The sequence below is a fragment of the Proteocatella sp. QWL-06 genome (genome assembly GCF_058684135.1).
In genome coordinates this window covers 931,303-952,796 of record NZ_CM178755.1, presented here as the reverse complement: position 1 = coordinate 952,796, position 21,494 = coordinate 931,303, and the positions used below count along the sequence as shown (strand labels likewise).

The window sequence follows — 21,494 nt, the reverse complement described above, 5'->3', positions numbered from 1 at the left end:
AAATCAGTTTGTTTTGTTATGGGGTCCGCTGTCACGAGGAGGGGTTTGATATCCAAATTGTACGATCTTGCCTTTGCCCTTGCTACTGTCAAAAACCTCAGCAGCCTTGATCTTCCTTATCTCATTGCCAATCATGTTTCCTATGAATACAAACATAGCCAGTCCAACAACGAGATCTTCGATCAATGCGAAGCCCGGTACCAGATCAGGCAGAATGTCCAGAGGCAGTATAATATATATCGCAGTCACCAGCATAAGTGTCAATATAAGCAGTTTCTTGAAAAAAGATACCCTTCCGGATTTCAAAACCACAGAAGCATCTCTGACATATCTTAAATCACCAAATATGTCAGTAAAATCAGTGATCTTGAAATTCTTGAATTTCATATCAATATTTTTTCTCATAATAAACACCTACTTTTTATAATATTTATAAAGCCAGTTAAGGAGCTGTTATGAACTATAAGCAAATAAAAGAATACTTTGAAAACTATCAACGCTATATATTGTCATCAAACGATTATACGATATCATCAGTTCTTATCCCGCTTGTTGAAATAGATGATGAGCTTCATATAGTGTTTCAGGTGAGATCATCAACACTGAACACCCAGCCAAACGAGGTATCATTCCCAGGCGGAAAAATGGAAATCGGAGAAACTCCTCTGGATACAGTGATAAGAGAAACCTTTGAAGAATTCGGCCTCGAAAAGGATAAGATAGATATAACAACAGAGCTCGACCTTTTCGTGAGCCCATTCGGTGTTATAATCCACAGTTTTCTTGGCAAGATATCCAGTATTGATGATATAAAATTCAATACTGACGAGGTAGAATCTATATTTACGGTCCCATTATCGTTCTTAGTTAATTATACCCCAGAAGAGCACGTCAACTCACTAATTCCAAATTTTGATAAAAACTTTCCTTTCGACCTTATACCTGACGGGAAGAAATACAAGTTCAGGAATGCAAAATACAAGACATATTTCTACAGATACAAAAACAAGGTAATCTGGGGAATGACCGCCATGATACTCGAAAACTTTATAAACAAACTTAGACAGTTGTAATTATTGAATAATTGGAGTATAATAATATGTCGAGATTTGACTATAATTGAAAGGAATTAATATAAATGAAATTAGGAATAGTAGGATTACCAAACGTAGGAAAAAGCACGCTTTTCAATGCAATCACCCAGGCTGGAGCAGAATCAGCCAACTACCCTTTCTGCACTATAGAACCAAATGTAGGTGTAGTTTCAGTGCCAGACGAGAGACTTGAGCAGCTGGCAAAAATTTATGACTCCAAGAAAATCGTTCCCACATATATCGAGTTTTATGACATTGCAGGACTGGTAAGAGGCGCAAGCAAGGGAGAAGGTCTTGGAAACAAATTCCTCTCGCACATAAGAGAAGTTGAATCCATAGTCCACGTGGTAAGATGCTTCGAAGACGAAAACATAACTCACGTGGATGGAGGCGTTGATCCACTAAGAGACATAGAGACAATCAACCTTGAGCTCATATTCTCTGATATCGACCTCATAGAGAGAAGACTTCAGAAAACTACAAAGCTTGCCAAAACTGACAAATCTCCTGCGTTTGAAGTAGAAGTACTTCAAAAAGTCCTTAGTGTCCTTGAAGACGGAAGATCTGCAAGAACAGAAGATTTCACAAAAGACGAGGATGAATTCGTTAAGAGCCTAAGCCTTCTTAGCTACAAACCAATAATATATGTAGCCAACGTTGCTGAAAGCGATGTTGCAAATGACGGAGAAGGCAATAAATTCGTAGAAACAGTAAGAGAGTTCGCAAAAACCGAGAACTCAAGCGTCATAGTAGTATGCGCACAGATAGAGGCAGAGATTTCACAGCTTGAAGACGAAGAAAAATCTATGTTCCTTGAAGAGCTTGGACTTAGCGAGTCAGGACTTGACAAGCTTGTCAAGGAAAGCTACTCGCTGCTCGGACTTATTTCCTTCCTTACAGCAGGACCTCAGGAAACAAGAGCATGGACAATAATAAAAGGCACAAAAGCACCTCAGGCTGCAGGAAAGATCCACTCTGACATAGAGAGAGGATTCATAAGAGCTGAGACTATATCATTTGATGAAATAATGGCACACGGCGGAAACCTTGCGAGTGCAAGAGAAAAAGGCCTAGTAAGACTTGAAGGTAAGGATTATGTAATGAAGGACGGCGATGTCGTGCTGTTCAGATTCAATGTGTAGGATTTAGCATACACCTTGAAAATACAAAAAACATTGATAAGTCAGCAATTACAACTACATTGAAATTGTTTGAAAAACAGTGAAAAATACTAAGTTTCCGCAAACTACTGCACACCTGATGCACATTTACTGCACACATATAAATATAAATAGAAGGCTCAGGAGGATATCCTGGGCTTGTTTATTTTTATATATTATTTTTTGCTAATTTAAAAATTATTAGCTTATCTTATTTATATATTCATCAAGCTTATCTATCTTACATTTTCTCTTGATTGTGTTTTTTATATCTTAAAAGGATTATTTTTCTCAAAAAACCAAATCCGAAAAATGCCTTTTTTAAGCCACTTTTGTAAAGAAAAAAGGGAATAAGTACCCTAAATCGATATAAAAATCAAGAAAATGTAAGAAAAACTCGATTTACTGCATTAACGCAAAAATGACCCAGGATACAATCCTGGGCCTGCTTTTTTATATGCCAATACTCGTTTTGGCTTCAATATTTGATTCAATATACTCCTTCATATGCTCGACAGTATCGTTGATCATCTTCTCAATGTCACTCTTACTGAATAAAATAGTAATGATAATCGGAAGCCTGCTGTACACATAAGAGAATTTTACAGCACCGGTTCCTGAGCCCCAAGCTTTCTCCGCCTGTATTACTAAGACAAGCAATATTTCTTTGACTTGTTTTTTATACCCTTTTTTCCACATCGCTATTAATACTATAATCAAAGCTATTACTATCACTGTATTCACTATCAGATTCATTGCTTACTCCTTCCAAATCATAAGGTGTTCCGTTCTCATCAACTTTATACTTATTTCTACTGTTCTTTTCTCCAAAAGATTTTATAAAATATGCCAATAGCCCCAATATCAAAGTTGATACTATCGCAATGGCCAAATTCTCAACAGGGTCCTTTCCCAGGGACGCAAGAATATAGGACCATGTCACCCAGGCCATCGATGCGCAGATAAGTACGAGCATTAATTTCTGACTATATGATAGAGATTTTTTCACTTCTACCCCCTTGCTGCAGCGGCAATGCCTTACACCGATTGTACAGTTCAGTGCCGGTCCCATTGCCGCCTAACCCATGATAGCTGCTGTACAGATATTCAAGATTGTCCAGATCAGGAACAGTTATGAATCCCTGGTGAATATAATATTGGCAGGCCTGATATAATCTATCGTGAAGAAGGGCTAATACTCCTTCGTGTAAACAGTTATGTTTATCTTGCTCTACCTTGACTTTTGACACGATGTTCTTACTTGTAACAGTTATGAATGATACTATAAGCCCAAACCCTACCTGTATCCAATATTTTGTTACGAATTCTCCCATATACACCTTCCCTTATCCGTAAACTCTACTCAATATAGCTCTTCCATATTTGTATCTCAACACAAACTCTTCCGTATCAGGAGTGATAGGTCTCTTGTCAATAAAAGCCTGCATTAGCGCATCAGCATGCTTGTAGGATTTAATATAGTTGATGGTATTATCATCGAATTTAAATGCTGCTTTGACTTGATCAGATAATGTATTTCCAGCTTCTAATTTCATTTTGAATTCTTTCCAAAGCTTCCAGTTGTTCTTTGACATACTTCCCGGACACTGTTTCAGGCATGCATCATAGTGTCTTATAACTCTTTCATTTGAAATATTAAGCTCTTTCTGTAGATATTTAACGAGCTCTACAGTGTTTTCTATAGCTTTTGAATATACACTGTCTGGATTTATGCAGATCTCTATCCCAATACTGTTTGAGTTGGTACAGTCCTTCACAGGTGGATTTCCATATCTTTTTCCTGCATGCCAGGAGTATTCATTTCTGTAATCTGTAAACTGCCCTACCTTCTTGTCATCTACAAAGAAGTCTGCTGATGCATTCCGATTGCCTCCATTAAAGTAATTGTAATGACTGTCCACGCCTGCACCTTTGCCTGTATTTCCTGTATCGTGGATAACGATATACTTGATCTTACGACCTCTGGCCGGAGTCTTATTGTATTTAATTATCATTTTTTGTATGTTCACGTTAGCTCCTTTCTTTGCATAAAAAAACACCGTAATCATTGTAATTTACAGTGTTCAAAATATATTTCATTTTTATAATCAAATACATAGCATGATGTTGGTTGTTTTTTAGTAGGAAATAAATACAATATGGGCATTAAATTTTTCTATCGAACCTCTCATATGATTTATTCTCAAACTGCCATCAATCTCTAATGTTAAAACTATTTCTGAATTTCCATCGCTATAGCCACTAAAATCGATGTTGTTTTTAGGTCGATGTTGTACAGGTAATCCTAAAATTACAGTATTGTCGCTTTTGACTCCTCCGCTAAAATTATTTAGTTTTATGTCTATTACCTTATATTTCCCGTAGTCTATTGCAAAAACATTTGCGTCACCAGTCCAACCATTGATAATTGATGGCGAATAATCAACCGCCTCGCTTGTGATAATTTCTTTATGATTTAGCAAAAGTAAAGCATTATTCTTATCTGTTTCAATATTTATAACCGGCTCATCTTTCAATTTTACTATTCTAACGTTAACATCATCATTAGGAGAGTTATTTAGAATTATTTTTCCGACTATTTCAGGATTGTATTTATCTAGTTTAAGATTATTATCATCTAATAATCTATTTATTCCTTTGTCTATACCTGTTTGAATAATAGATTTTGATATAAAATATAAAGCTAATCCAGTTATTGTAATTACACCTATTATTATGGTCCAGTTTAAAGCAATGTTGAATTGAACCATACCATCAACTAAATCGATTTTGTCATTTAATGCTTCCAATTTATTTGTCAATTCTGATATTTGTTCTGCTGTATTCATATTAGCGCCTCCTTTTATAAGATATATTACTATATCTTATAAAAAAAGACAATCTAATTAAATATATCATTACCATTATTAATGTACTTAATTGTATAAAAAGTAAAAATTATCCAAAATAGTATATGATATACAAAACAAAAAAATGGCAAAAATCTTACGTAACGATAACCAGAGCATAATAAAACAAAAAACAAGATAACTACTAGCAAAGACAATAAAATATATCCACCTATCAGCACGTCCGGGTGTGTTTTAAATTTAATACATTTCAATTAATTCACCTCTCTCAATGATATAGCCTCACGATAAGTTAGTTCGTATAATTACTATTTTGCAATTAAAAGTTGAGTTAATTCTTCGTATTCAGTAGAGGTTATTCTATTACCTGCAAAGAACACATCAAGTTTCATCTGCATATCTTCTTTAGTTTTGTAGTTTCCTCTTTCAATCACTGTTTTACATAATGTATATGTTGTCATCTTATATTCCTCCTATCATTTCTAACATAGTGACTCGATAGTCCATCTCTAAATTAAAATCTTCAACGGTTGGCTGTGGTGGAAGTGGATTCAAATATTCTCGATACACTTCTTCTGATGTTTTATTCAACACAAAATCTGTATACTCATAATCTATGACTTCACCGTCTTCATTTTTTATTGCTAAGCACTCTGCATAGGAATAGTTTGGTGTAAAAATCCCTTCAGGTTTCTGTATGTTCAATTTGTCTACTTCTGATTTTTTCACGTATTACACCTCCCAAGACGCTTCTATAAAGATATATGGTTTTGAATTTATCAGTCTAATCTGTGCATTTCCGTCAGGGTAAATAGCTATAAAATGATTGACTGGGTTTTCTGTTTGAGTTGCATAAACACGTACTGTTATGAATGTTTCTACAGTTGGTCTAAATCCTATTGGAAAATTGCAAACAACTGTGTCAACTGTAGTGACTCCTGAATTTACAATAAATCGAGCAAACACTCTGTTTCCAATTTTTTGTAATGTATTTCCATATCCTAAAGCCCATCCATTCCGCATATCTGAAGCTTGCATAGTGTATTTTTCAGTTGTTGCAATTTCTTTCCAAGCGGTCCAAGCCGAAGTCTGATATTTAGTTCTTGTAAAATATCTACCACTTAATGCTTTTAGTGTTTGATGGATAAAATTATTGTCATATATGGTAACATCAATCAAACTTGATTCTTGTATGGGTAAATTTAAAGCTAAATTATTAGTTCTATATTTACCGTTTAAAATAGCAGTATTGCAATCTGTAATTTCTTTTGATGCTATATACCCTCTCTCATCCGCTATCTGCCCAATTGCCGAACTATTTTCTTCTACTTTTAAGTCTATCTTGTCCCAGTTTTCATTCAGCATTGTCTCTATATTAAAAGTATCTTTGCCATCTGTAGCAGGATTTTTCTTTAAAAGATTTAAAAAACTTGTAAAACTTGCCATTTGTACCTCCAATTCTATCCTGCAAATTTATCTAATGTAATCATTTCCATATCTTCAATTGCCATCACATTATGAATGTCTTCGATTAGCATCCATCTGAATGCATAAATGACCGCCAGGTGAGATGGCTTTACTTCATCGATTGCATTTTTAAGACTCTGCAGATCTGTAGGAATTCCAAAATCACCCTTGAATTCAATATTTATCTTCCCCTGGATGAAGCTTACATCTATCTCACCATTTCTCCAAGAGTCAGCTATTGATTGAAGTAAATACAAATCGACTTTCCCTGAGCTTTTCCACTTTGCCTCAATTGCGGACCGTCTGTCTTCAAGAGTCATTATAGGTTTTGATTTGAGGCCGGCTTCCTTCTCATAGTAATCAAGTCCCTGATCAGTTGCTGTATCAAAAAAAAGCTGCAGCGACATTTCGTCAAGTATTGTTTCTACTTCATCAAGCTCCATTCCTGCTGATTTGAACATTTCCTCTATCCATGGGTCTTTCCTGTAAATCTTATGAATGGCTTCAATCATCTTCACTTTATTCAAACGTAATCACCACACTTCCAATTACGGCCACTTCTTCAGGTGCTACAGATATGTTTGTCATGGCGCCATTTACTTTAAGCTCTGTATAGTCAAATACTCCTTCTGTGTCATTTACCTCATTTGATATCTTTGCATAAGATACATAGTCTTGTTTGAAGGCTATATCCTTGAGATATTTCGTTACATTTGCCTTGATTAAATTCAGCACATCTTCCTGGTTATATCCATCAAGAAGCGTTACATTTGCAGTTACATTTATATTGATAGCTGCCGCTGAAGCTACTGTGCAATATGCACCAATAGGCGCCTGACCAGAGCCGGTTCCCCAGAGTGTCCATACGCCTTCTATTAATTCACCTTTAGGATCTATATAATCCTGCACCCTGGTTATGAGCTCCGGGTTAGCCGGCTGCTTATCTGAATCTATTATCACTATCTTTACCGTATTATCTCCATTCCAAAGGCTGAAAATCTTAGCTTCTCCCACTCCTACCACTTCCTTGGCCCACAACATATAATGATATTTATTGGCGCTTGTAGGTGGCTTTTGGAGTGCCAGGTAATATCTGTCCCTCAGACTTTCATCTGCCTCCTGGTCATACCCGTCATAGGTTGCCTGAGGATTGTTAACTGAAACAATGCCTTGTATCGTCACAGGGATCATGTTAATAGAATTGGCTCCTACCACTCCGATATTTCCCGGTGTTACCGCTTCTATGTTTACTGTCCCTGTGCCTGATATAACAACCGTATTTGTTGCTGAAAACTGGATTCCTGATACTGTTTCAAATAGATCACCTGTATTAATCGTTCCATTTCCAGTAACCTCAAGCATACCTATGGCCTTCTTTGCTTCTTTTCGAATAACACCTTTTCTCTGCTTTACGAATCTTGTAAGCTCTTCATCCTTGTAATTGTCTACATTGAATTTTTCTTTTATTTCTTCAGCTTTATCATAAATATCTTTAGCTGCCACAGCAACTGCCCTCGTGATGTCTGCTGTTGGAAATCCTGTTGTCTTCTCATAGTCATCACTCATGCTGTCTAACATCCTTTTGTGTATATCATCAACGCTATACATTGCTCACCACCTCTAATACCTTCTTATTTTTCAATATGACAGTAAAAGAAACCTGCAGCATATCACCTTCAAGAGAAGTTTCAAAATCTTCTATGCCTTCAATAGCTCTGTTCATCATGATATTCTCACTGATCTCTCTTTTTATCTCTGATTCAATAAACCCTCTCAGGCTCTTGTATCCCACAAGCTTGCTTATATTCGTTCCAAACCCTGTACCTTCATATACCTTGTACCTGTTGACTGCGGTTCTTAAAAGCAGCTCTATCCACTGCTTTATTGCTTCTTCCTGCGTAGTCTCTTTTACTTTTCCGGCCATTACATTGAATCTTTTTGTGTTGAAATCAAAAGAAAAGCTCCTTCCGATATTTATGTCCTGCGCTTTTTCTTCTTCTTGTATTTGCGTTTCAAAATCGAATACAGGAAACATATTATCCCACCTTGTCTATAATAAAAAATGACTGTCCATCAACAGAAAGGACAATCACCTTATCTCCGTTCACAATCTCATCTGCGTTATCAAGCTTTACTTTGAATGTATCTGTAATTGTAAGATCATCTTCATCAAGAAGCACCTGGCCGTCAGCAAAGCTTATTTTGAGTGGAGATTTAGATACTATTATACCTATGCCATGGCCGATGCCTCTGTCAGTTTTTCTTTCTATTTTATTTATCCTTTTTGCCAGTTCAACATCCCACATCATATTTCCTCCAGCTCAAGCTCCATCGTATGGATTCCAGAATTCAGACTGTGCATACAATCATGAATCATATACTTGCCCACAATCCCATAATCAGCAATGTTAAGTACCATTATTCTTCCTGATCTGACGTTATCATCTCCCAGCATTCTGCATTTTATAACTTTGCTTATCTTGTTTTTTGATTTGAGGTTATTGTTTGCAATCGTTCTTGCCTTGGCTGCATTCGTCTTTTCGTCTACTTCGATTACTTCCTGAAGCAGTCCGAATATATTCACGCTGCTCTGATTCTTTGCTTTTGCGAGTATCTTGTTCTCACCGTTAGATACGATGATATTGTTCTTCATTCCTGTTATGCTTCTTTGAATACTGAGAATCTCAGGTGTAATTCTTATGTCAATTGCTCCAAGGTTTACCGCCGGTTTAAAGCTGCCCTTTACCTCAATTGTCATATACTCTTCGATGAATAGCTTGCCGGCTCTCATTTCAAGCCTGAATTTCTTTCCGCTTTCATTTTCCACCTGCTCAAGTATATCCTTCATTATGTCTGATACCTTGTTCTTGTATATTTTCTTTATTTTAGTTGCCATGCCTGCAATAGATCCGACAGGCACACCATGTTTGCTGCACAGCTTCTTTATGGCATCATCTGCCCTTATATTCTTGAACTGGATTATATCGTCATTCTCATTCAGATAGAATGCAAAATCAAATGCATTGATGCTATCTGAATACTTATCAAATCCATTATCAACTACTATTCCTCTGAATATCTCTTCAGTATCATTCATGAGAAGCAGCTTGTCTCCTGGCTCACACCTGTATTTCGGAATGTATTTTTCAAGCGACTGAGCCTTTGAAAAACTAAGGTTCATACCTAACGTATCAATATTGTCTCTCCACTGCAAATCTGCCGACATTTTCGTTATGTCATAAGACTGGTCCATCTTTAGAAGTATAAGCTTATGATTATTCATGTCTTCACCTACACAAACAAATATTCTTTAAAAATCATTGAATAGGAAATGTCTCCAACCTTGTCATAGCTCCATTTCAGATTGAATGTACAGGCCATATTTATTATCTCTTTTCTACCTGAATACATTACCAGTCTTACAGGTACTTTCTTTTTCTGCCACTTCTTAAAGAACTCTACATATTTGTTACCATCTCTCTCTGACTTCGGATGAACAAAGGCATAATTCTTATTCACAGGCCAGAATGCACTTATCTCAACTACTCTCAATCCGCTTTCACCTATCAGCTGAAGAGTGCCTTTTATTCCTTTAAATTCTTCATATTCCCATGGGTCTTCAAATTCGGTGCCAGGAGGAACAAAAGGAAATACCATGACTTCTTCGTTGTTGTTTGCACTAACTACTAAATCCATATTTCCTCCCTATATATTATCCAGTACCAATATCAATTTCTTTGCTACAGTTTCTCCAACTTCATCTGCAAACTCGCTGTTTCCAACTACATTACCTTGTATCTCAACGTTTACCTTTATTTCTGTCTTGCCTGACATTGCCTTGTTCGTCTTGTCTGCAGGTATTATCTTGGAGCCTGACGGAAGGACCGCCATCTCACCTCTGCCGCCTTCGTTTATTCTTGTTTCCCCTCCGGCGAAGTATGATGTTCCTGTGGCATGCCTTGGCGCAGTCTTGCCTTTTTGATATGCCTGAGGTACTTTGTTGTCAACTACCTTAGATTCCCAGTTACCAGTAAATACATTCTTTACGTTCTGTGCTACTTCCTTGGCCTTGGCTATAATCTTATCCCAGTTTTTTATAAGCAGCACTCCTGCAGTAACTACCGCTCCAATAGCCAGGGCTGTGAGTGCAAATGGATTCAATGACATTACAAAGTTCATGACACTTGTTGCAGTTGTTATTCCTTTGATTGTTACTCCAAGTGTTTTCATCATCCCGGCAACGGTGCTTATAATATTGAATGTCACAAAAGTAGCTGCCAGTCCACTTGCTACAGGAATAAGCCAGTCCATATTGTCCTTGCACCACTTTATTGATTTTGAGAGTCCATCAAATGCGGTAGTGACAACTCCGGTAACCTTTTCTGAAATCGCATCAAGAGTCCCGTCACTTTGCCATGCAGTAAGCTGATCAGCGACCAGCTTGATTTTACCCTTCAGCATTTCAAGCGCACTTCCCTGTCTTATACTACCTTCTTCAGTAATACCTACAATAGTAGCAAGTGATGATTTCGTTACCCCTGTAATTGTAGACCATAGGCCTTTTACAGTAGTTGCCTGTTTCTCCATACCGCCTTTGAACTTGTCTTCCATCAGAGCAACAAGGGCCTCATTGAACTTCTCCTGGTTAGTTATCTGGCCTTGATTGTTAACCACCTGAATCTTTCCCATCTTCTCATATGCATACTTTACTATGGCTTCTTTCTTTATTCCAAACTCTTTAAGCCTTTCAAGCTCTCCGCCCTGAGCATCAATCAACGCTTCTGTAGCCTGCATGAAATCCTTGTTCGTAGCAGCTGCCATATCTCCGGCAAGAGGAAGCCACTTCTTGGCGCTCATTCCCATTGCTTCAAACTGCGCTGCACCCTCTACCAGCTGACCGCCCTCAAAAGGTGTTTTGTTCGCAAGCTGAATAGAGAACTTCATTATCTCAGCAGCCTTCTTTGTGTCCTTGGTGGCCGTCTCAAGCTGCAGCTTGTATCCTTCAAGGTCAAATGCTTCCTTGAATCCTACACCTGTTGCAAGTGCTCCAAGCGCTCCTGCAGCCTTTGCCGTATTTTTTACAGCGCTTATGGCCATGTTGTTCATATCACGGCCAAATTTCTTGACTGTATTTGAGGCCATCTTTGTTTTCCGGTCCATATTTTTTGCATTGTCAGCAGCCTTCTTTACTCCTGCCGAAAATTTATCTTTCAGTGCCAGTACCGTATTTATGGTTTTGGCCATAATCTCACCTCCTTACTTTGAGGTTAAAAAGCACCCTTGTGAGGTGCTTTAACTTTCACTATCTGTTCTATTTAATCGTTCTTCTTCAATCTCTATTTCCATAGATGCTACATAGAAAGCCCTTTCTATGAAATTGAGCCTGAGAAGTTTCTCATGAGTAATACCTTTCTTCAGGTAATAATGAATCATATAAAAATCATTATCACCCTTGATTAGTTTTTTAGTTCATCTACCAGGCTTTCATCTTCAGGACCATCTTCATTCTTGGACTTGTATTTATACATCCCGTAAAGACTCATTATGAAGTTTGTAATGTCTTGAATTTCTCCGAGGTTATCGTTAAAAACCTTTGTGACTATATCATAAGGCTCTACGCAGTCATATGCCGCCTGCAGCTCCTTATTTTGAAGCATAGGCACACTTTTATATACAAGCTCGATATTCATATCAAGATTGCTTGTTATTGCGTTGCTGTCACCATCATCAGCCTTATCAAGAAATGCAGTGAGTTTCCTGAGCGGCATTTTTGTTACTGCTATATTTCCGCCCAGCTCCTCACTGAAATATTCTCTGATCTGGATTTTGTTATTGTCTCTCTGCCTGGCTCTGTCCAGCAGGTCCTCAAGCGTAAGCTTTTTTTCTACCATTTATCCTCCTAAATCATATCAATATAATCAAAGTCAGCGTATTTGAACGGTACTTCTTCTTCCTGAAGTTCTTTGTTCGCAAACTTCAGGAGGGTAAATTCATCAAATGTCACATCTATGAACTTAACCCTTTCAGCTCCATGTGCAGCTGGATCATTTAGCGCTCCAACCATTTCTATATCCGGCATCACTCCAGTCTTTACACCCTTTGCCAGAAGCTTTGCGACATTAGAATCAATCTTGTGAAGGACCATAGTACCGGCACCCTCAAATCCCATATATTTCTGGCTAGTGCCCATCTCTCCGGCAATATCGACAGGTTCATATTTCAGCGAGTTTTTCGCTTCAAATGACTTTACGTTTGCATAAAGTTCACCATTAATCCATATCTTTCCAAAATTACCGCTTATTACTTTATTTGCTTTCATTTGACTCATGTTTTTTCACCTCCTATGCCAGTTCAATATTAAACGTTAAATCTTCCATAGCATCAGTTATTTTTATATTGCCGGCAAGCAATACCTTGGAACCGATAGTGTTTTTCTTGACTTCGAACTCTGTCCATTCTTCAGCTTCTGTTTTGCCCATAGCTATATGCATGTCTCTTTGCGCCTCGACATCTACAAATGACCTGTTGTCATAGTCAGGATCCAGTACATCTTCTTTTGTGAGGCCTTTGAAATATCCATTTACTGCCGAAATGAACAGCGCCTGGTTGTCATATCTGTTCTTGAATTTTCTCACATAGTTGTTTTTGAACTCTGCATATATGTCTTCCTGGATCATGTCCATTGCTTCAACTATCACTATCTTCTTCATGTCCTCTGTTACTGTTGCAGATAAAGTCTGAAGGCTGTTTACTGCTCTTCCTATCTTTGGTTCTCCGTCATCATTGATGATAACAAGCTCTCCATCATCAATTGCTTGATTCACATCCTCAGGCTCAGTCACGCTCTCAAGATCTGGAAGAAGATAATATGTGCCCGACTGGTCAAGCGGCATTGCTGCAAATATTCCTATCAGCCTTGCAAGGTAATTCCAGCCAGCTTCCTGCGCTGATTCTTTTTTCTTTATGTTCTCATTTGTAAAATTCACTATATGCATATCATCAGTGATAGTGGCCTTGTAAGTTATGGCCTTTATCTGCCTTGCCTTATTTGCTGCATTTTTCGCCTTAATATAAGTTGCCAGTTCCTGCTGCTCTGTTGCTGCCATGAATGCAACCCAGTTATATTTCAGGGTGTCAAGAATAGCTGCCGCATCGCTAAATACACTTGTTAAATCTATCCTTACCACAATAACTTCATTCGGTCCGGCAAGAAATGCGTCCTTGATGTATTCAACGTTTTTTGCTGTGAATTTTGCTGTTTCAATATCTGTTGAGAACTTATATCTCTTAACACTGAAACTCTTGTCTGTATCGTCTTTTATAACGATGCAGGCTATACCTCTCTGAGAACGCTGTATGAGTGAAGCCGCTCTCTTGGCAAAGTTTATTAATATCTCTGGTAGTCCCATCTAATCATCCTTTCATTTAATATTGAAATCAAGCTCTTCCATAAGTGGAACATCCTGATTATCTACAATATCCTGTACCATTCTTAAATCGAAGGATACAATCAGCACCTTGTCTGCTATCGTTGATGTAATATCATCAACAGGTATTACAAAATCATCATTAACCTTTATGCTGAATCTTAACATTCCTACAAGCTCTCTCTTAATCTCCATATTCTCCAGGCGGTTATTTTTAGGATCGCTTGGGAAATAATAGATTCTTATAGTCAGGCTATCATCTGTATAGCTCTGCCCAATCTTCCCATAGTTTTCATTATCTGATTCAATAAAAAAAGAAGGCCTCTTGAAACCTTCTTCAATGTCTTTGCTGTTCCTTTCGATATCAGGAAACTTGATTGCAAGCTCCCTGTTTATAGCACTTATTATCTCTTTTTCGCCGATCATAAAACCTCCTAAAAATGGAGACCGTCCTCAACTGTTTTTTCAATGAATTCTCTTGTATGTTTCCCAAATTCGTCCTCAAATGATTTTGAAGCTTTTTCAAGAATATGCTGGCCTTTTACAAAACCAACCTCTTTGCCTTTGTATTTTTGAACATGTCCATATTCAATTAATTGTGCATGCGGAGCATTGTTGTACACCCTGATATTGTACTGAACATCGCCATAGGAATATATCCTTTTCCCTCTTTTGAAGCTTTTAATATATCTTCCTGTTTTCTTTCCTACATTAGCTTTTGCTAAATCCTTCGTTTTTTTCCTAAGTTCATTGCCCTCTGTTCTGAGAAAATTCCTACACGCATTTGGCATCTGCTTTCCTGCAAGTTCTAACATGCTGTCTGCGAAATCATCAAGCTCACTCGTATCAAATCCATCTGCCATCATTCCACCACCAATCTGCAAAACACTTCAATCCTGTCCTTTTTCTTGTAATTCGGGATATAGTGCTTTACTTCATACCTCTGATTCTCAAATACAAAAATCATTGTATTCTTAACCTCAATCACATTCTTTCTTATAACGAACTTGTGAGAAATCTCAACCGATTCCGTATCAGCCTGACCATTTTTCATGCTTCCATTCATAGGTATTATATTCGCCCAGATTGAAGCAATAAGGCCCTCTGCATATTCATTCTCTCCAAGCTCATTCAAAACCTTTGTTTTTTTATAAACATCAATCCTGCAATTTAAATCATTAGACAGTCCCAACGATATCACTTCCTAACTGTAACTGCTGAATAATAGCCCTTAGAGAAAACTCCATCTCTTTTGATATTGTACCTGTGACAACACCTTCTCTGTTGGAATACCAGTGATTCACAAGAAGCATTACGCACAGATGGTAAAGCCTGTTCTCATAATTGACCAGAACTCCTGCAGATTTAAGATATTCCTCTGCCGCCATCTGCAGAGAAGTAAGAAGAACGTCCTCAAACGTTCCGTCAATTCTCAAATACAACTTTAATTCATCTAAAGTCATAACTCCTCTTTTCCAAATGATGCTGCTGTATTTTTGCTACAGCAGCGCCATCATAAAAAATATTAACCAGCAACTACAGTTATAGTAAGCTCAACCATAGCCTTAGTATCAACTGCCTTAACATCAAATGCCTCAGTAACTCTCATGTAAGTTGCATTCTTAGTGAATCCAGCTTCTTTGGATACCGCCATCTGATATACCTGTCTGTCAAAGAATGCTATTGCATCAGACATAGATCCGATATAGAATTTGTACTTATTCAGCCCAGCTGTAGGCATCTGATTTAGTGAAAGAACTTCGATAGTTCTGCCTTTGTACATTTTCTTTGTAGGATCTGTAAGAGAAGTAGTAAGCAGAGGTCTTCCGCTTCCATCAACCAGATTGTCAAGATAATCAAAGCCCTCCTGATTTGTAAGGATGATAGCTGTAGCGCTTATGTCTGGATCCAGTTCTATATTGAGCATCTTATTAATATCTGTATAGTCAGCTCCCGTTTTCTTAGGAACAGTTGCCAGAATTTCCATTATCTTTTTATTCTCAGTTCTTACAGCCTTCTTCGCAAATCTCTTTCCTACAAAGTTTGTAAGGTTAGCCTTCTCATCACGAAGCAGTGAGTTTGAGATAGGAATTATATCTCCCTTGTCTGACAGCTTCCATGTAACCTGACCAAATCTTATGTCAGATTCGGCAATGCTGTTAATTTCATCAAAATCAATAAGCTCCCCGTTTTCTTCAACCTCAAGAGGCATTGTTCCAGAATAGCTTGATACTGGTATGACATGGCAGAATTCCTTTAATGACACAAGGCTTCTCTTTAGCTCTGTTATCTGATTTTGCTGTTCTACAGGTACAAGGTATCCACCTTGCTCTCCAACCGCTTCAATGTTACCTGTCTCTACCAGAGCTGCCTCAGCTTCTGTAAGAGGTTTTCCTAGAATAGCTTTATTGAATGCTACTGTAGGATCAGCCTTCTTGTTAACTGGAAGAGGATTTCCCTCAAACTTTTCTGTCTCTGCTTCTTCAAGAGCTTCCTGGACAGCAATTGCATTTTTTAACTCCGTAAGCTCTGACAGTTTTGCATGAGCCTCAGTTATCTTACCCTCAGCCTGCATCTGAGCTATAGAGTTTTTCAGGCTCTCAAGATTCTTTTTCATTTCTGTTGATTTTTTCATTTTCAATTTCTCCTCTCAATAAAAAATATCGCTAGCAAGTTGCCAGGGCGATATCAATTTCACATTTCAATAATTCATTTTTTGATTCTTTTGCTTCAGGTTTCTTGATTTCAATATTCATCTTGGGCAAAGATTTAGGAACATTCTTGTACTTTTCAAGCATTTCACTGCTGCATGCAACCGCTCCCAATGCATTTGTCTTGGTCACGTTAAAATAGGCTTCCATTTCCTCACCACTCAGCCAAGTTTCAGCATTCATAAGGTCATTAATCGTCTCAATATCAACCCCCTCTTTAAGATGCCTTTTGTATGAATTAAGCATACCCTCTTGCAACACATCCAGATAATCAATTATTTTCTTGAAATCATCTGAATTTCCGCTTGCTCCAATCATAGGTTTATGGATCATGACAAACGAATCTGCCGGCATTTCAATCTCATCACAACCCATAAGGATAACACTTGCAATGCTGGCTGCTATTCCATCAACAATCCCTTTAGTGTGTCCATCATGCCTTGCTATCAAATGTGATATTGCAAGTCCTGCATTTACATGTCCACCGCCTGAATTGATATAGATATTTAAATCCTTTCCAGATAAATCATTAAGCATGTTTCTTATATCTGACGGATAGACATCCTCAGTCTCTGCCCAGGTCCAACCCTTCCATGAATCATCCACAATATCACCATAGATATACAAGTCTGCAGAAATATTGGTCTTGTTTTTCACTTCATAAAACTTCATCTACTCACCTCCCTTCTGGTACTGCTTTCCAACTTCCGTTATAGGAATATAGTTTCCATTAACCATCAGGATATCTCCTCCTTCGGCTTCTTCTGCATCAAGATATTTTCTTGCATCATTTGGTGTATAAATCCCGTTGTTAACATATTTAGACAGACATTCAGCCTGCGTCTTAATATCAGCCCTCAGTATCGAACTTACATTAAATTTAAAATGCAAACCTGATTGCCTCTCACTTTCTGTCAGAAGCTTGTAATTGAACTCCTCCTCATACTGCTTTAAAATAAACAGCAGCGTATCGACATAAAAACTGAGGTTCTGCATCTCGCTGTTCGAATAGCTGCTCTTTTCATAATTGTTAAGCTGATTAGGTTTTATTCCAAAAGCTGCAGCAATCTGAAGCGCAGAGTATTTTCTAAGTTCAAAATACTGGCTGTCTGTAAGCTTGAGATCAAGCGGAGTCAGCTTCATTCCCAGCGGAATAGGAATAATCCTTCCTGCATTATCCTCACCGGTTGCAAACTCCTCAATAGTCTTTACAAGTTCAGCCTTTCTATTTCGGTCAAGATCTCCGACATATTCAAGCACCGCCCTTGCAGTAAGTCCCTTTTCATTAAGGCTGTTAAGGAAATTCTGACTTGCCTTATTGCCTTTCATTGTAGATGCCAATACATCCTGAACGCTCAATCCTAAATATCCATTTTTTGAAATACCGCATTTCAGATGGATTACTTCCTTCTCGCTAAGCATTACTTTCTTTAACGTCTTAGGATTCGTATACTCGTAATAAAGCCTATTTTCACTTTTGAATAAATTTATATCATCAACAAGAACATTCACATTTTCATTCTCAAGCACCCACATATCCTTGACTCTTGCACCCTGGTACCTTACCCATATGAATGCATTTCCATAGTGATTACGATTGAATTCAACAAGGCTTTTGAAAGTGCTTGGTGTCATGTAGGGATTCGGTCTATACTTCATGAGATTATACAGTTCATGATTCTTAATCTTTACGGTACCTTTATCAGTATCCTGCATGAGATCTATGTTTAACTTCCCCAGGGATTCACTCAGCATCTTCATGCATGTAAAGTAAGTAACCTCAGACAGATTCTCACCAACACTCCCAGATGCTCTGTTAAACAGCTCGTTAATCTCTGATATACCTATATCATTTGACACAATGCTTTCAGTCTGGTTTCTTGCAAGCTGCCTTTTCAAATATCCCAAAGCCATATTTTCAATTATCTTCAACATTTCACCTCCTCTCTATTTTCCTTTTTTCATAAGATTCATGTAATCATCAACCTCATTTTCAACGCAGTAACCAGGAAGCCTCTTTAACATCATCAGTTTCCATCCATCTATTATTGCATCCACAGGGTCTATCCTGTTTTGTTGCGCCTGCTTGTCAATTTTAATCTCTCCGAAACTGTTTTTTACAGTGCTGGCATTTGCAATTGACCATACAAGCAAAGCATTTTTCTTGTTATATAAAACCTGCGTTGCCTTGACAGCAAGCTGAAAATCAACAGTCGCATCATTCAAGCTTTTCGCAGATTGCACAACCTCTGTCAAATCACAATCAAGGAAGTCCAAATCAACTAAAAAAGCACTTGCATTATGGTTGTCATAACCACATTCAAGTACCTCGACATTGTAAGTATCAATGATATTCTTTAGATGATTAACAATAAATTTGTAATCTGTCTTGATTCCAAAAGCTCCCGTTGTGAGTGTCATGAGTCCATCATTCGCCCATAGCCTGTATGGTACATCATCTGTTTTCTCATGTTCCATAAGTCTTAACTCCGGCATGAAACTTTGAGAATAAATATATATCTTCTCATCCTCAAGCGGAAATATAAGCGCAATACTCGTCAAGTCTCCTCCTGATGAAAGGTCAATACCAAGGTAACATGGCCTTCCTCTCATATCCTCAAGAGTTAAATCACACTCGCAAAGCTTGAATTTCTCTAAATCTACAAGTGCTCCACCTTTAAAAGTAACCCATCTGTTTAGCCATTTTGTTATGAAGTCTACGAGATCATTTCCACCTTTTTCTCTTGCTTCAACAGCAACTTCGGCCATCTTCTTAACTTCTTCCATGTTGATGGAATAGTCATCGTTGAACAGCAATAACGGATTTGCCTTGGCCCAGTTTTTATAATCCCATATGTCATCATCTTCATCCATCTCAGTTATGAATATAAACAAAGATTCCTTTTCAACAAGTCCTCTAAGTACCTTTTTGCAAAACTGATAATGTTCATAACAAAAACTATTCAGATTAAATCCTGCTGTTGTTATGGCCAAGATAAGCGAATTATCCACTTTACGTTGTCCGCCAAGAAGCAGCTTGTACATCTGATTATCCTTGTGTGCATGCAGCTCATCTGGTATAGCAAGAATACTTCTTAATCCGTCAATGGATTTAGTATCCCGGCCAATACTCTTTATCACAGTACCAGTCACAAGAGATTTTATATTATAAACAGATGGAGTTATCTTATACAGCCTGTCCAGTTCAGGATCCGTCTGAATAAACTTTCGGACCTCATCCCATACTATGTTTGCCTGGTCCTGCTTCGTAGCAGCGCAGAATATGCGGCCTTCGTTATAGCCTGAGAAGGTAGAGAAGTTTACCGCTTCAGCTCCACCAAGTAATGACTTGCCATTCTGCCTGGCTATCTGGATGTAGGCCTCTCGAAACCTTCTGTATCCAGTCCGCTTCTGTTTCCATCCATGAAGTGATCCAATTATGAACTCTTGGAAACCTTTAGTATTTAAATCTTGTATCTCTTCGCCTTCACCTATTTTTAATTCATTTGCAATATCAATAGCCTTTTCAGCTTCTCCTACATCAAACTTATAATCAAAGCCTCTGCTCTTACTTCTTTTCACATCTTCTAAATGTCTTCTGCATGCAAGGATTTCAGATTCTCCAGCTATCTTCTTGCCCGCAACTACAAGCTTTGCAAAGGCTGTTGTCCTGTCTCTAATCCTTGCCAACTAATCACCCCTAGCTTAAGTATTTTAGAAACTTGTTAACTTCGTTTTCCGTATTGGTAGGAACAACAAGTTTAAGTCTATCAGTTGTTGCAAGTCCAAGCTTTGTACTACAGGAGAATATTTGCTTAACGTATTTTTCCTGTGCACTTACATAAGGGCTCACCTTTTCAACATCATTACTGTCGAGAACAGTCATGCCATTTCTATCAATTTCAATAGTTGCTTTTACATAATTGGAATATGCTTTTGAATAAACTGCTAATACCGACAAGTCAAGGTTGTCTAACAGATTTATCTTGCCGGCCTCTTTTACTACTCTCAAAAATTCTCCCTTCGCAATAGGATCTTCGTTCATCCACTCAGGAACCAGCAGCTCATTTCTTTCCAGCCTTAATTTATCTTCAATCTCCTTTCTGTTCTTAATTTTGTCCTTTCCAATCTTGCCTGTCGAAAGTTCAACTTTTTTTCTTGGTCTTCCTGCCATTTTCTCACCTCCTCTCGCCCTGGAAATTTTCATTTCTGGCATTTTCTCCAGAGATTATGGGACATGCGGTCTTGGTCAGTGTCTTCCAAAACTTTTCAGACACCCCCCACTCCAAATTCATTTATAAATCTACTTCTTAGTTCCCTGAGCATATTTTGTGCTGCTTTCTTGTCTGTATTGTACAGTGCATCAATCTTATTGTGGTTCTTGCTTGTTATTGGAAATAAATTATCTATGTCCAGTCTCTTCTCCCAGGCTTCAGACAATTCTTCTATATGATGGACTGTATTAGCCTTAGATATTTTATTGTTGACATAGTAATCATAAATATCAAGCTCATAATACATCCTCAATACCACCGCTCTGATTTTTAACCACTCAGCAGAATTATAAAATGACTTTGCCTTTTTATTTCTCAGATGCTTATCGTAATGTTTAACAATGGTCTTCTTTTCTTCCGCAGCATTTATTGAACATACCTCACAATATTTTGAAGAAATTGGCACCATTCTAAAATTACACTTCGGACAAAGCTTTTTCAACGCTGTCAAGTCCTACTCCTTTACACTAAATTATTCATATCTTATATTT

30 protein-coding genes are annotated in these 21,494 nt (G+C 37.7%); 2 read left to right on the top strand and 28 right to left on the bottom strand.

The annotated features are described in order from the left end of the window. Positions 1-3 precede the first annotated feature (3 nt). Positions 4-405 (bottom strand): YkvA family protein, encoded by a 402-nt coding sequence (locus tag AC4PGZ_RS04580; RefSeq protein ID WP_492159870.1) that lies wholly within the window; start codon positions 403-405, stop codon positions 4-6. A 50-nt stretch (positions 406-455) separates the two neighbouring features. On the opposite strand from AC4PGZ_RS04580, the gene AC4PGZ_RS04575 reads away from it, so the two are divergent. After that, a complete protein-coding gene (locus AC4PGZ_RS04575; RefSeq protein ID WP_492159869.1) occupies positions 456-1,073 on the top strand; it encodes an NUDIX hydrolase in 618 nt (205 codons plus the stop codon). Between the two features lie 65 nt (positions 1,074-1,138). Then, complete coding sequence (gene ychF / locus AC4PGZ_RS04570) at positions 1,139-2,236, top strand: redox-regulated ATPase YchF (protein WP_492159868.1); 1,098 nt, start codon at positions 1,139-1,141, stop codon at positions 2,234-2,236. A gap of 471 nt (positions 2,237-2,707) precedes the next feature. Here ychF and AC4PGZ_RS04565 read toward each other — a convergent pair whose 3' ends face one another. The 27 genes from AC4PGZ_RS04565 to AC4PGZ_RS04435 form a co-directional block, all read right to left on the bottom strand. After that, on the bottom strand, positions 2,708-3,010 hold the full coding sequence (locus tag AC4PGZ_RS04565) for a hypothetical protein (protein WP_492159867.1): 303 nt from the start codon (positions 3,008-3,010) through the stop codon (positions 2,708-2,710). A gap of 230 nt (positions 3,011-3,240) precedes the next feature. Next, positions 3,241-3,588 (bottom strand): hypothetical protein, encoded by a 348-nt coding sequence (locus AC4PGZ_RS04560; protein WP_492159866.1) that lies wholly within the window; start codon positions 3,586-3,588, stop codon positions 3,241-3,243. A 12-nt stretch (positions 3,589-3,600) separates the two neighbouring features. Further along, positions 3,601-4,284, bottom strand: coding sequence for a peptidoglycan recognition protein family protein (locus tag AC4PGZ_RS04555; RefSeq protein ID WP_492159865.1), 684 nt, complete (start codon positions 4,282-4,284; stop codon positions 3,601-3,603). A 108-nt stretch (positions 4,285-4,392) separates the two neighbouring features. Further along, on the bottom strand, positions 4,393-5,103 hold the full coding sequence (locus AC4PGZ_RS04550; protein WP_492159864.1) for a hypothetical protein: 711 nt from the start codon (positions 5,101-5,103) through the stop codon (positions 4,393-4,395). A gap of 329 nt (positions 5,104-5,432) precedes the next feature. Continuing rightward, on the bottom strand, positions 5,433-5,585 hold the full coding sequence (locus AC4PGZ_RS04545) for a hypothetical protein (RefSeq protein ID WP_492159863.1): 153 nt from the start codon (positions 5,583-5,585) through the stop codon (positions 5,433-5,435). A gap of 1 nt (position 5,586) precedes the next feature. Further along, on the bottom strand, positions 5,587-5,853 hold the full coding sequence (locus AC4PGZ_RS04540) for a hypothetical protein (protein ID WP_492159862.1): 267 nt from the start codon (positions 5,851-5,853) through the stop codon (positions 5,587-5,589). Positions 5,854-5,856: 3 nt separating this feature from the next. Then, positions 5,857-6,570, bottom strand: coding sequence for a pyocin knob domain-containing protein (locus AC4PGZ_RS04535; protein WP_492159861.1), 714 nt, complete (start codon positions 6,568-6,570; stop codon positions 5,857-5,859). Between the two features lie 14 nt (positions 6,571-6,584). Further along, positions 6,585-7,109, bottom strand: coding sequence for a putative phage tail protein (locus AC4PGZ_RS04530; RefSeq protein ID WP_492160245.1), 525 nt, complete (start codon positions 7,107-7,109; stop codon positions 6,585-6,587). Between the two features lies 1 nt (position 7,110). Beyond that, positions 7,111-8,199, bottom strand: coding sequence for a baseplate J/gp47 family protein (locus AC4PGZ_RS04525; protein WP_492159860.1), 1,089 nt, complete (start codon positions 8,197-8,199; stop codon positions 7,111-7,113). Then, the gene (locus tag AC4PGZ_RS04520) at positions 8,192-8,626 is read right to left on the bottom strand and encodes a DUF2634 domain-containing protein (RefSeq protein WP_492159859.1); all 435 of its coding nucleotides are present in this window, start codon (positions 8,624-8,626) and stop codon (positions 8,192-8,194) included. The genes AC4PGZ_RS04525 and AC4PGZ_RS04520 overlap by 8 nt, the downstream gene beginning before the upstream one ends. 1 nt (position 8,627) lies before the next feature. Beyond that, a complete protein-coding gene (locus AC4PGZ_RS04515; protein WP_492159858.1) occupies positions 8,628-8,900 on the bottom strand; it encodes a hypothetical protein in 273 nt (90 codons plus the stop codon). Next, positions 8,897-9,874, bottom strand: coding sequence for an XkdQ/YqbQ family protein (locus AC4PGZ_RS04510; protein ID WP_492159857.1), 978 nt, complete (start codon positions 9,872-9,874; stop codon positions 8,897-8,899). Before AC4PGZ_RS04510 ends, AC4PGZ_RS04515 begins: the two co-directional genes overlap by 4 nt. Positions 9,875-9,882: 8 nt before the next feature. Further along, positions 9,883-10,287, bottom strand: coding sequence for a phage portal protein (locus tag AC4PGZ_RS04505; RefSeq protein ID WP_492159856.1), 405 nt, complete (start codon positions 10,285-10,287; stop codon positions 9,883-9,885). A 9-nt stretch (positions 10,288-10,296) separates the two neighbouring features. Next, positions 10,297-11,835 carry a tape measure protein gene (locus tag AC4PGZ_RS04500; RefSeq protein WP_492159855.1) on the bottom strand — a complete coding sequence of 513 codons (1,539 nt, stop codon included), beginning with the start codon at positions 11,833-11,835 and terminating at the stop codon, positions 10,297-10,299. A gap of 212 nt (positions 11,836-12,047) precedes the next feature. Then, entirely contained in the window at positions 12,048-12,482 is a 435-nt protein-coding gene (locus tag AC4PGZ_RS04495; protein ID WP_492159854.1) for a hypothetical protein, read from the bottom strand. Between the two features lie 8 nt (positions 12,483-12,490). Next, entirely contained in the window at positions 12,491-12,919 is a 429-nt protein-coding gene (locus tag AC4PGZ_RS04490; protein ID WP_492159853.1) for a phage tail tube protein, read from the bottom strand. 13 nt (positions 12,920-12,932) lie between these two features. Beyond that, entirely contained in the window at positions 12,933-14,000 is a 1,068-nt protein-coding gene (locus AC4PGZ_RS04485) for a phage tail sheath C-terminal domain-containing protein (RefSeq protein WP_492159852.1), read from the bottom strand. Between the two features lie 12 nt (positions 14,001-14,012). Beyond that, on the bottom strand, positions 14,013-14,444 hold the full coding sequence (locus tag AC4PGZ_RS04480; protein ID WP_492159851.1) for a phage tail terminator family protein: 432 nt from the start codon (positions 14,442-14,444) through the stop codon (positions 14,013-14,015). Between the two features lie 8 nt (positions 14,445-14,452). After that, positions 14,453-14,884: an HK97 gp10 family phage protein gene (locus tag AC4PGZ_RS04475; protein WP_492159850.1), complete on the bottom strand. Its 432-nt coding sequence runs from the start codon at positions 14,882-14,884 to the stop codon at positions 14,453-14,455. Then, positions 14,881-15,210, bottom strand: a complete 330-nt coding sequence (locus tag AC4PGZ_RS04470) for a phage head closure protein (RefSeq protein WP_492159849.1) — start codon at positions 15,208-15,210, stop codon at positions 14,881-14,883. The genes AC4PGZ_RS04475 and AC4PGZ_RS04470 overlap by 4 nt, the downstream gene beginning before the upstream one ends. Further along, the gene (locus AC4PGZ_RS04465) at positions 15,197-15,481 is read right to left on the bottom strand and encodes a head-tail connector protein (protein ID WP_492159848.1); all 285 of its coding nucleotides are present in this window, start codon (positions 15,479-15,481) and stop codon (positions 15,197-15,199) included. The genes AC4PGZ_RS04470 and AC4PGZ_RS04465 overlap by 14 nt, the downstream gene beginning before the upstream one ends. A gap of 62 nt (positions 15,482-15,543) precedes the next feature. Beyond that, on the bottom strand, positions 15,544-16,653 hold the full coding sequence (locus AC4PGZ_RS04460) for a phage major capsid protein (RefSeq protein ID WP_492159847.1): 1,110 nt from the start codon (positions 16,651-16,653) through the stop codon (positions 15,544-15,546). Between the two features lie 31 nt (positions 16,654-16,684). Continuing rightward, on the bottom strand, positions 16,685-17,401 hold the full coding sequence (locus AC4PGZ_RS04455; RefSeq protein ID WP_492159846.1) for a head maturation protease, ClpP-related: 717 nt from the start codon (positions 17,399-17,401) through the stop codon (positions 16,685-16,687). After that, the gene (locus AC4PGZ_RS04450) at positions 17,402-18,664 is read right to left on the bottom strand and encodes a phage portal protein (protein ID WP_492159845.1); all 1,263 of its coding nucleotides are present in this window, start codon (positions 18,662-18,664) and stop codon (positions 17,402-17,404) included. 12 nt (positions 18,665-18,676) lie between these two features. Continuing rightward, positions 18,677-20,419, bottom strand: coding sequence for a terminase large subunit (locus tag AC4PGZ_RS04445; protein ID WP_492159844.1), 1,743 nt, complete (start codon positions 20,417-20,419; stop codon positions 18,677-18,679). A gap of 10 nt (positions 20,420-20,429) precedes the next feature. Then, positions 20,430-20,903, bottom strand: a complete 474-nt coding sequence (locus AC4PGZ_RS04440; RefSeq protein ID WP_492159843.1) for a phage terminase small subunit P27 family — start codon at positions 20,901-20,903, stop codon at positions 20,430-20,432. A 95-nt stretch (positions 20,904-20,998) separates the two neighbouring features. Beyond that, positions 20,999-21,454, bottom strand: a complete 456-nt coding sequence (locus AC4PGZ_RS04435) for a hypothetical protein (RefSeq protein WP_492159842.1) — start codon at positions 21,452-21,454, stop codon at positions 20,999-21,001. Between the last annotated feature and the right edge of the window lie 40 nt (positions 21,455-21,494).

Excerpts from the sequence above, each read along its gene's own strand:
- AC4PGZ_RS04580 (WP_492159870.1), bottom strand. The coding sequence starts at position 405 with ATGAGAAAAAATATTGATATGAAATTCAAGAATTTCAAGATCACTGAT.
- AC4PGZ_RS04575 (WP_492159869.1), top strand. The coding sequence starts at position 456 with ATGAACTATAAGCAAATAAAAGAATACTTTGAAAACTATCAACGCTAT.
- ychF (WP_492159868.1), top strand. The coding sequence starts at position 1,139 with ATGAAATTAGGAATAGTAGGATTACCAAACGTAGGAAAAAGCACGCTT.
- AC4PGZ_RS04565 (WP_492159867.1), bottom strand. The coding sequence starts at position 3,010 with ATGAATCTGATAGTGAATACAGTGATAGTAATAGCTTTGATTATAGTA.
- AC4PGZ_RS04560 (WP_492159866.1), bottom strand. The coding sequence starts at position 3,588 with ATGGGAGAATTCGTAACAAAATATTGGATACAGGTAGGGTTTGGGCTT.
- AC4PGZ_RS04550 (WP_492159864.1), bottom strand. The coding sequence starts at position 5,103 with ATGAATACAGCAGAACAAATATCAGAATTGACAAATAAATTGGAAGCA.
- AC4PGZ_RS04545 (WP_492159863.1), bottom strand. The coding sequence starts at position 5,585 with ATGACAACATATACATTATGTAAAACAGTGATTGAAAGAGGAAACTAC.
- AC4PGZ_RS04535 (WP_492159861.1), bottom strand. The coding sequence starts at position 6,570 with ATGGCAAGTTTTACAAGTTTTTTAAATCTTTTAAAGAAAAATCCTGCT.
- AC4PGZ_RS04525 (WP_492159860.1), bottom strand. The coding sequence starts at position 8,199 with ATGTATAGCGTTGATGATATACACAAAAGGATGTTAGACAGCATGAGT.
- AC4PGZ_RS04520 (WP_492159859.1), bottom strand. The coding sequence starts at position 8,626 with ATGTTTCCTGTATTCGATTTTGAAACGCAAATACAAGAAGAAGAAAAA.
- AC4PGZ_RS04515 (WP_492159858.1), bottom strand. The coding sequence starts at position 8,900 with ATGATGTGGGATGTTGAACTGGCAAAAAGGATAAATAAAATAGAAAGA.
- AC4PGZ_RS04510 (WP_492159857.1), bottom strand. The coding sequence starts at position 9,874 with ATGAATAATCATAAGCTTATACTTCTAAAGATGGACCAGTCTTATGAC.
- AC4PGZ_RS04505 (WP_492159856.1), bottom strand. The coding sequence starts at position 10,287 with ATGGATTTAGTAGTTAGTGCAAACAACAACGAAGAAGTCATGGTATTT.
- AC4PGZ_RS04500 (WP_492159855.1), bottom strand. The coding sequence starts at position 11,835 with ATGGCCAAAACCATAAATACGGTACTGGCACTGAAAGATAAATTTTCG.
- AC4PGZ_RS04495 (WP_492159854.1), bottom strand. The coding sequence starts at position 12,482 with ATGGTAGAAAAAAAGCTTACGCTTGAGGACCTGCTGGACAGAGCCAGG.
- AC4PGZ_RS04490 (WP_492159853.1), bottom strand. The coding sequence starts at position 12,919 with ATGAGTCAAATGAAAGCAAATAAAGTAATAAGCGGTAATTTTGGAAAG.
- AC4PGZ_RS04485 (WP_492159852.1), bottom strand. The coding sequence starts at position 14,000 with ATGGGACTACCAGAGATATTAATAAACTTTGCCAAGAGAGCGGCTTCA.
- AC4PGZ_RS04480 (WP_492159851.1), bottom strand. The coding sequence starts at position 14,444 with ATGATCGGCGAAAAAGAGATAATAAGTGCTATAAACAGGGAGCTTGCA.
- AC4PGZ_RS04475 (WP_492159850.1), bottom strand. The coding sequence starts at position 14,884 with ATGATGGCAGATGGATTTGATACGAGTGAGCTTGATGATTTCGCAGAC.
- AC4PGZ_RS04465 (WP_492159848.1), bottom strand. The coding sequence starts at position 15,481 with ATGACTTTAGATGAATTAAAGTTGTATTTGAGAATTGACGGAACGTTT.
- AC4PGZ_RS04460 (WP_492159847.1), bottom strand. The coding sequence starts at position 16,653 with ATGAAAAAATCAACAGAAATGAAAAAGAATCTTGAGAGCCTGAAAAAC.
- AC4PGZ_RS04455 (WP_492159846.1), bottom strand. The coding sequence starts at position 17,401 with ATGAAGTTTTATGAAGTGAAAAACAAGACCAATATTTCTGCAGACTTG.
- AC4PGZ_RS04450 (WP_492159845.1), bottom strand. The coding sequence starts at position 18,664 with ATGTTGAAGATAATTGAAAATATGGCTTTGGGATATTTGAAAAGGCAG.
- AC4PGZ_RS04440 (WP_492159843.1), bottom strand. The coding sequence starts at position 20,903 with ATGGCAGGAAGACCAAGAAAAAAAGTTGAACTTTCGACAGGCAAGATT.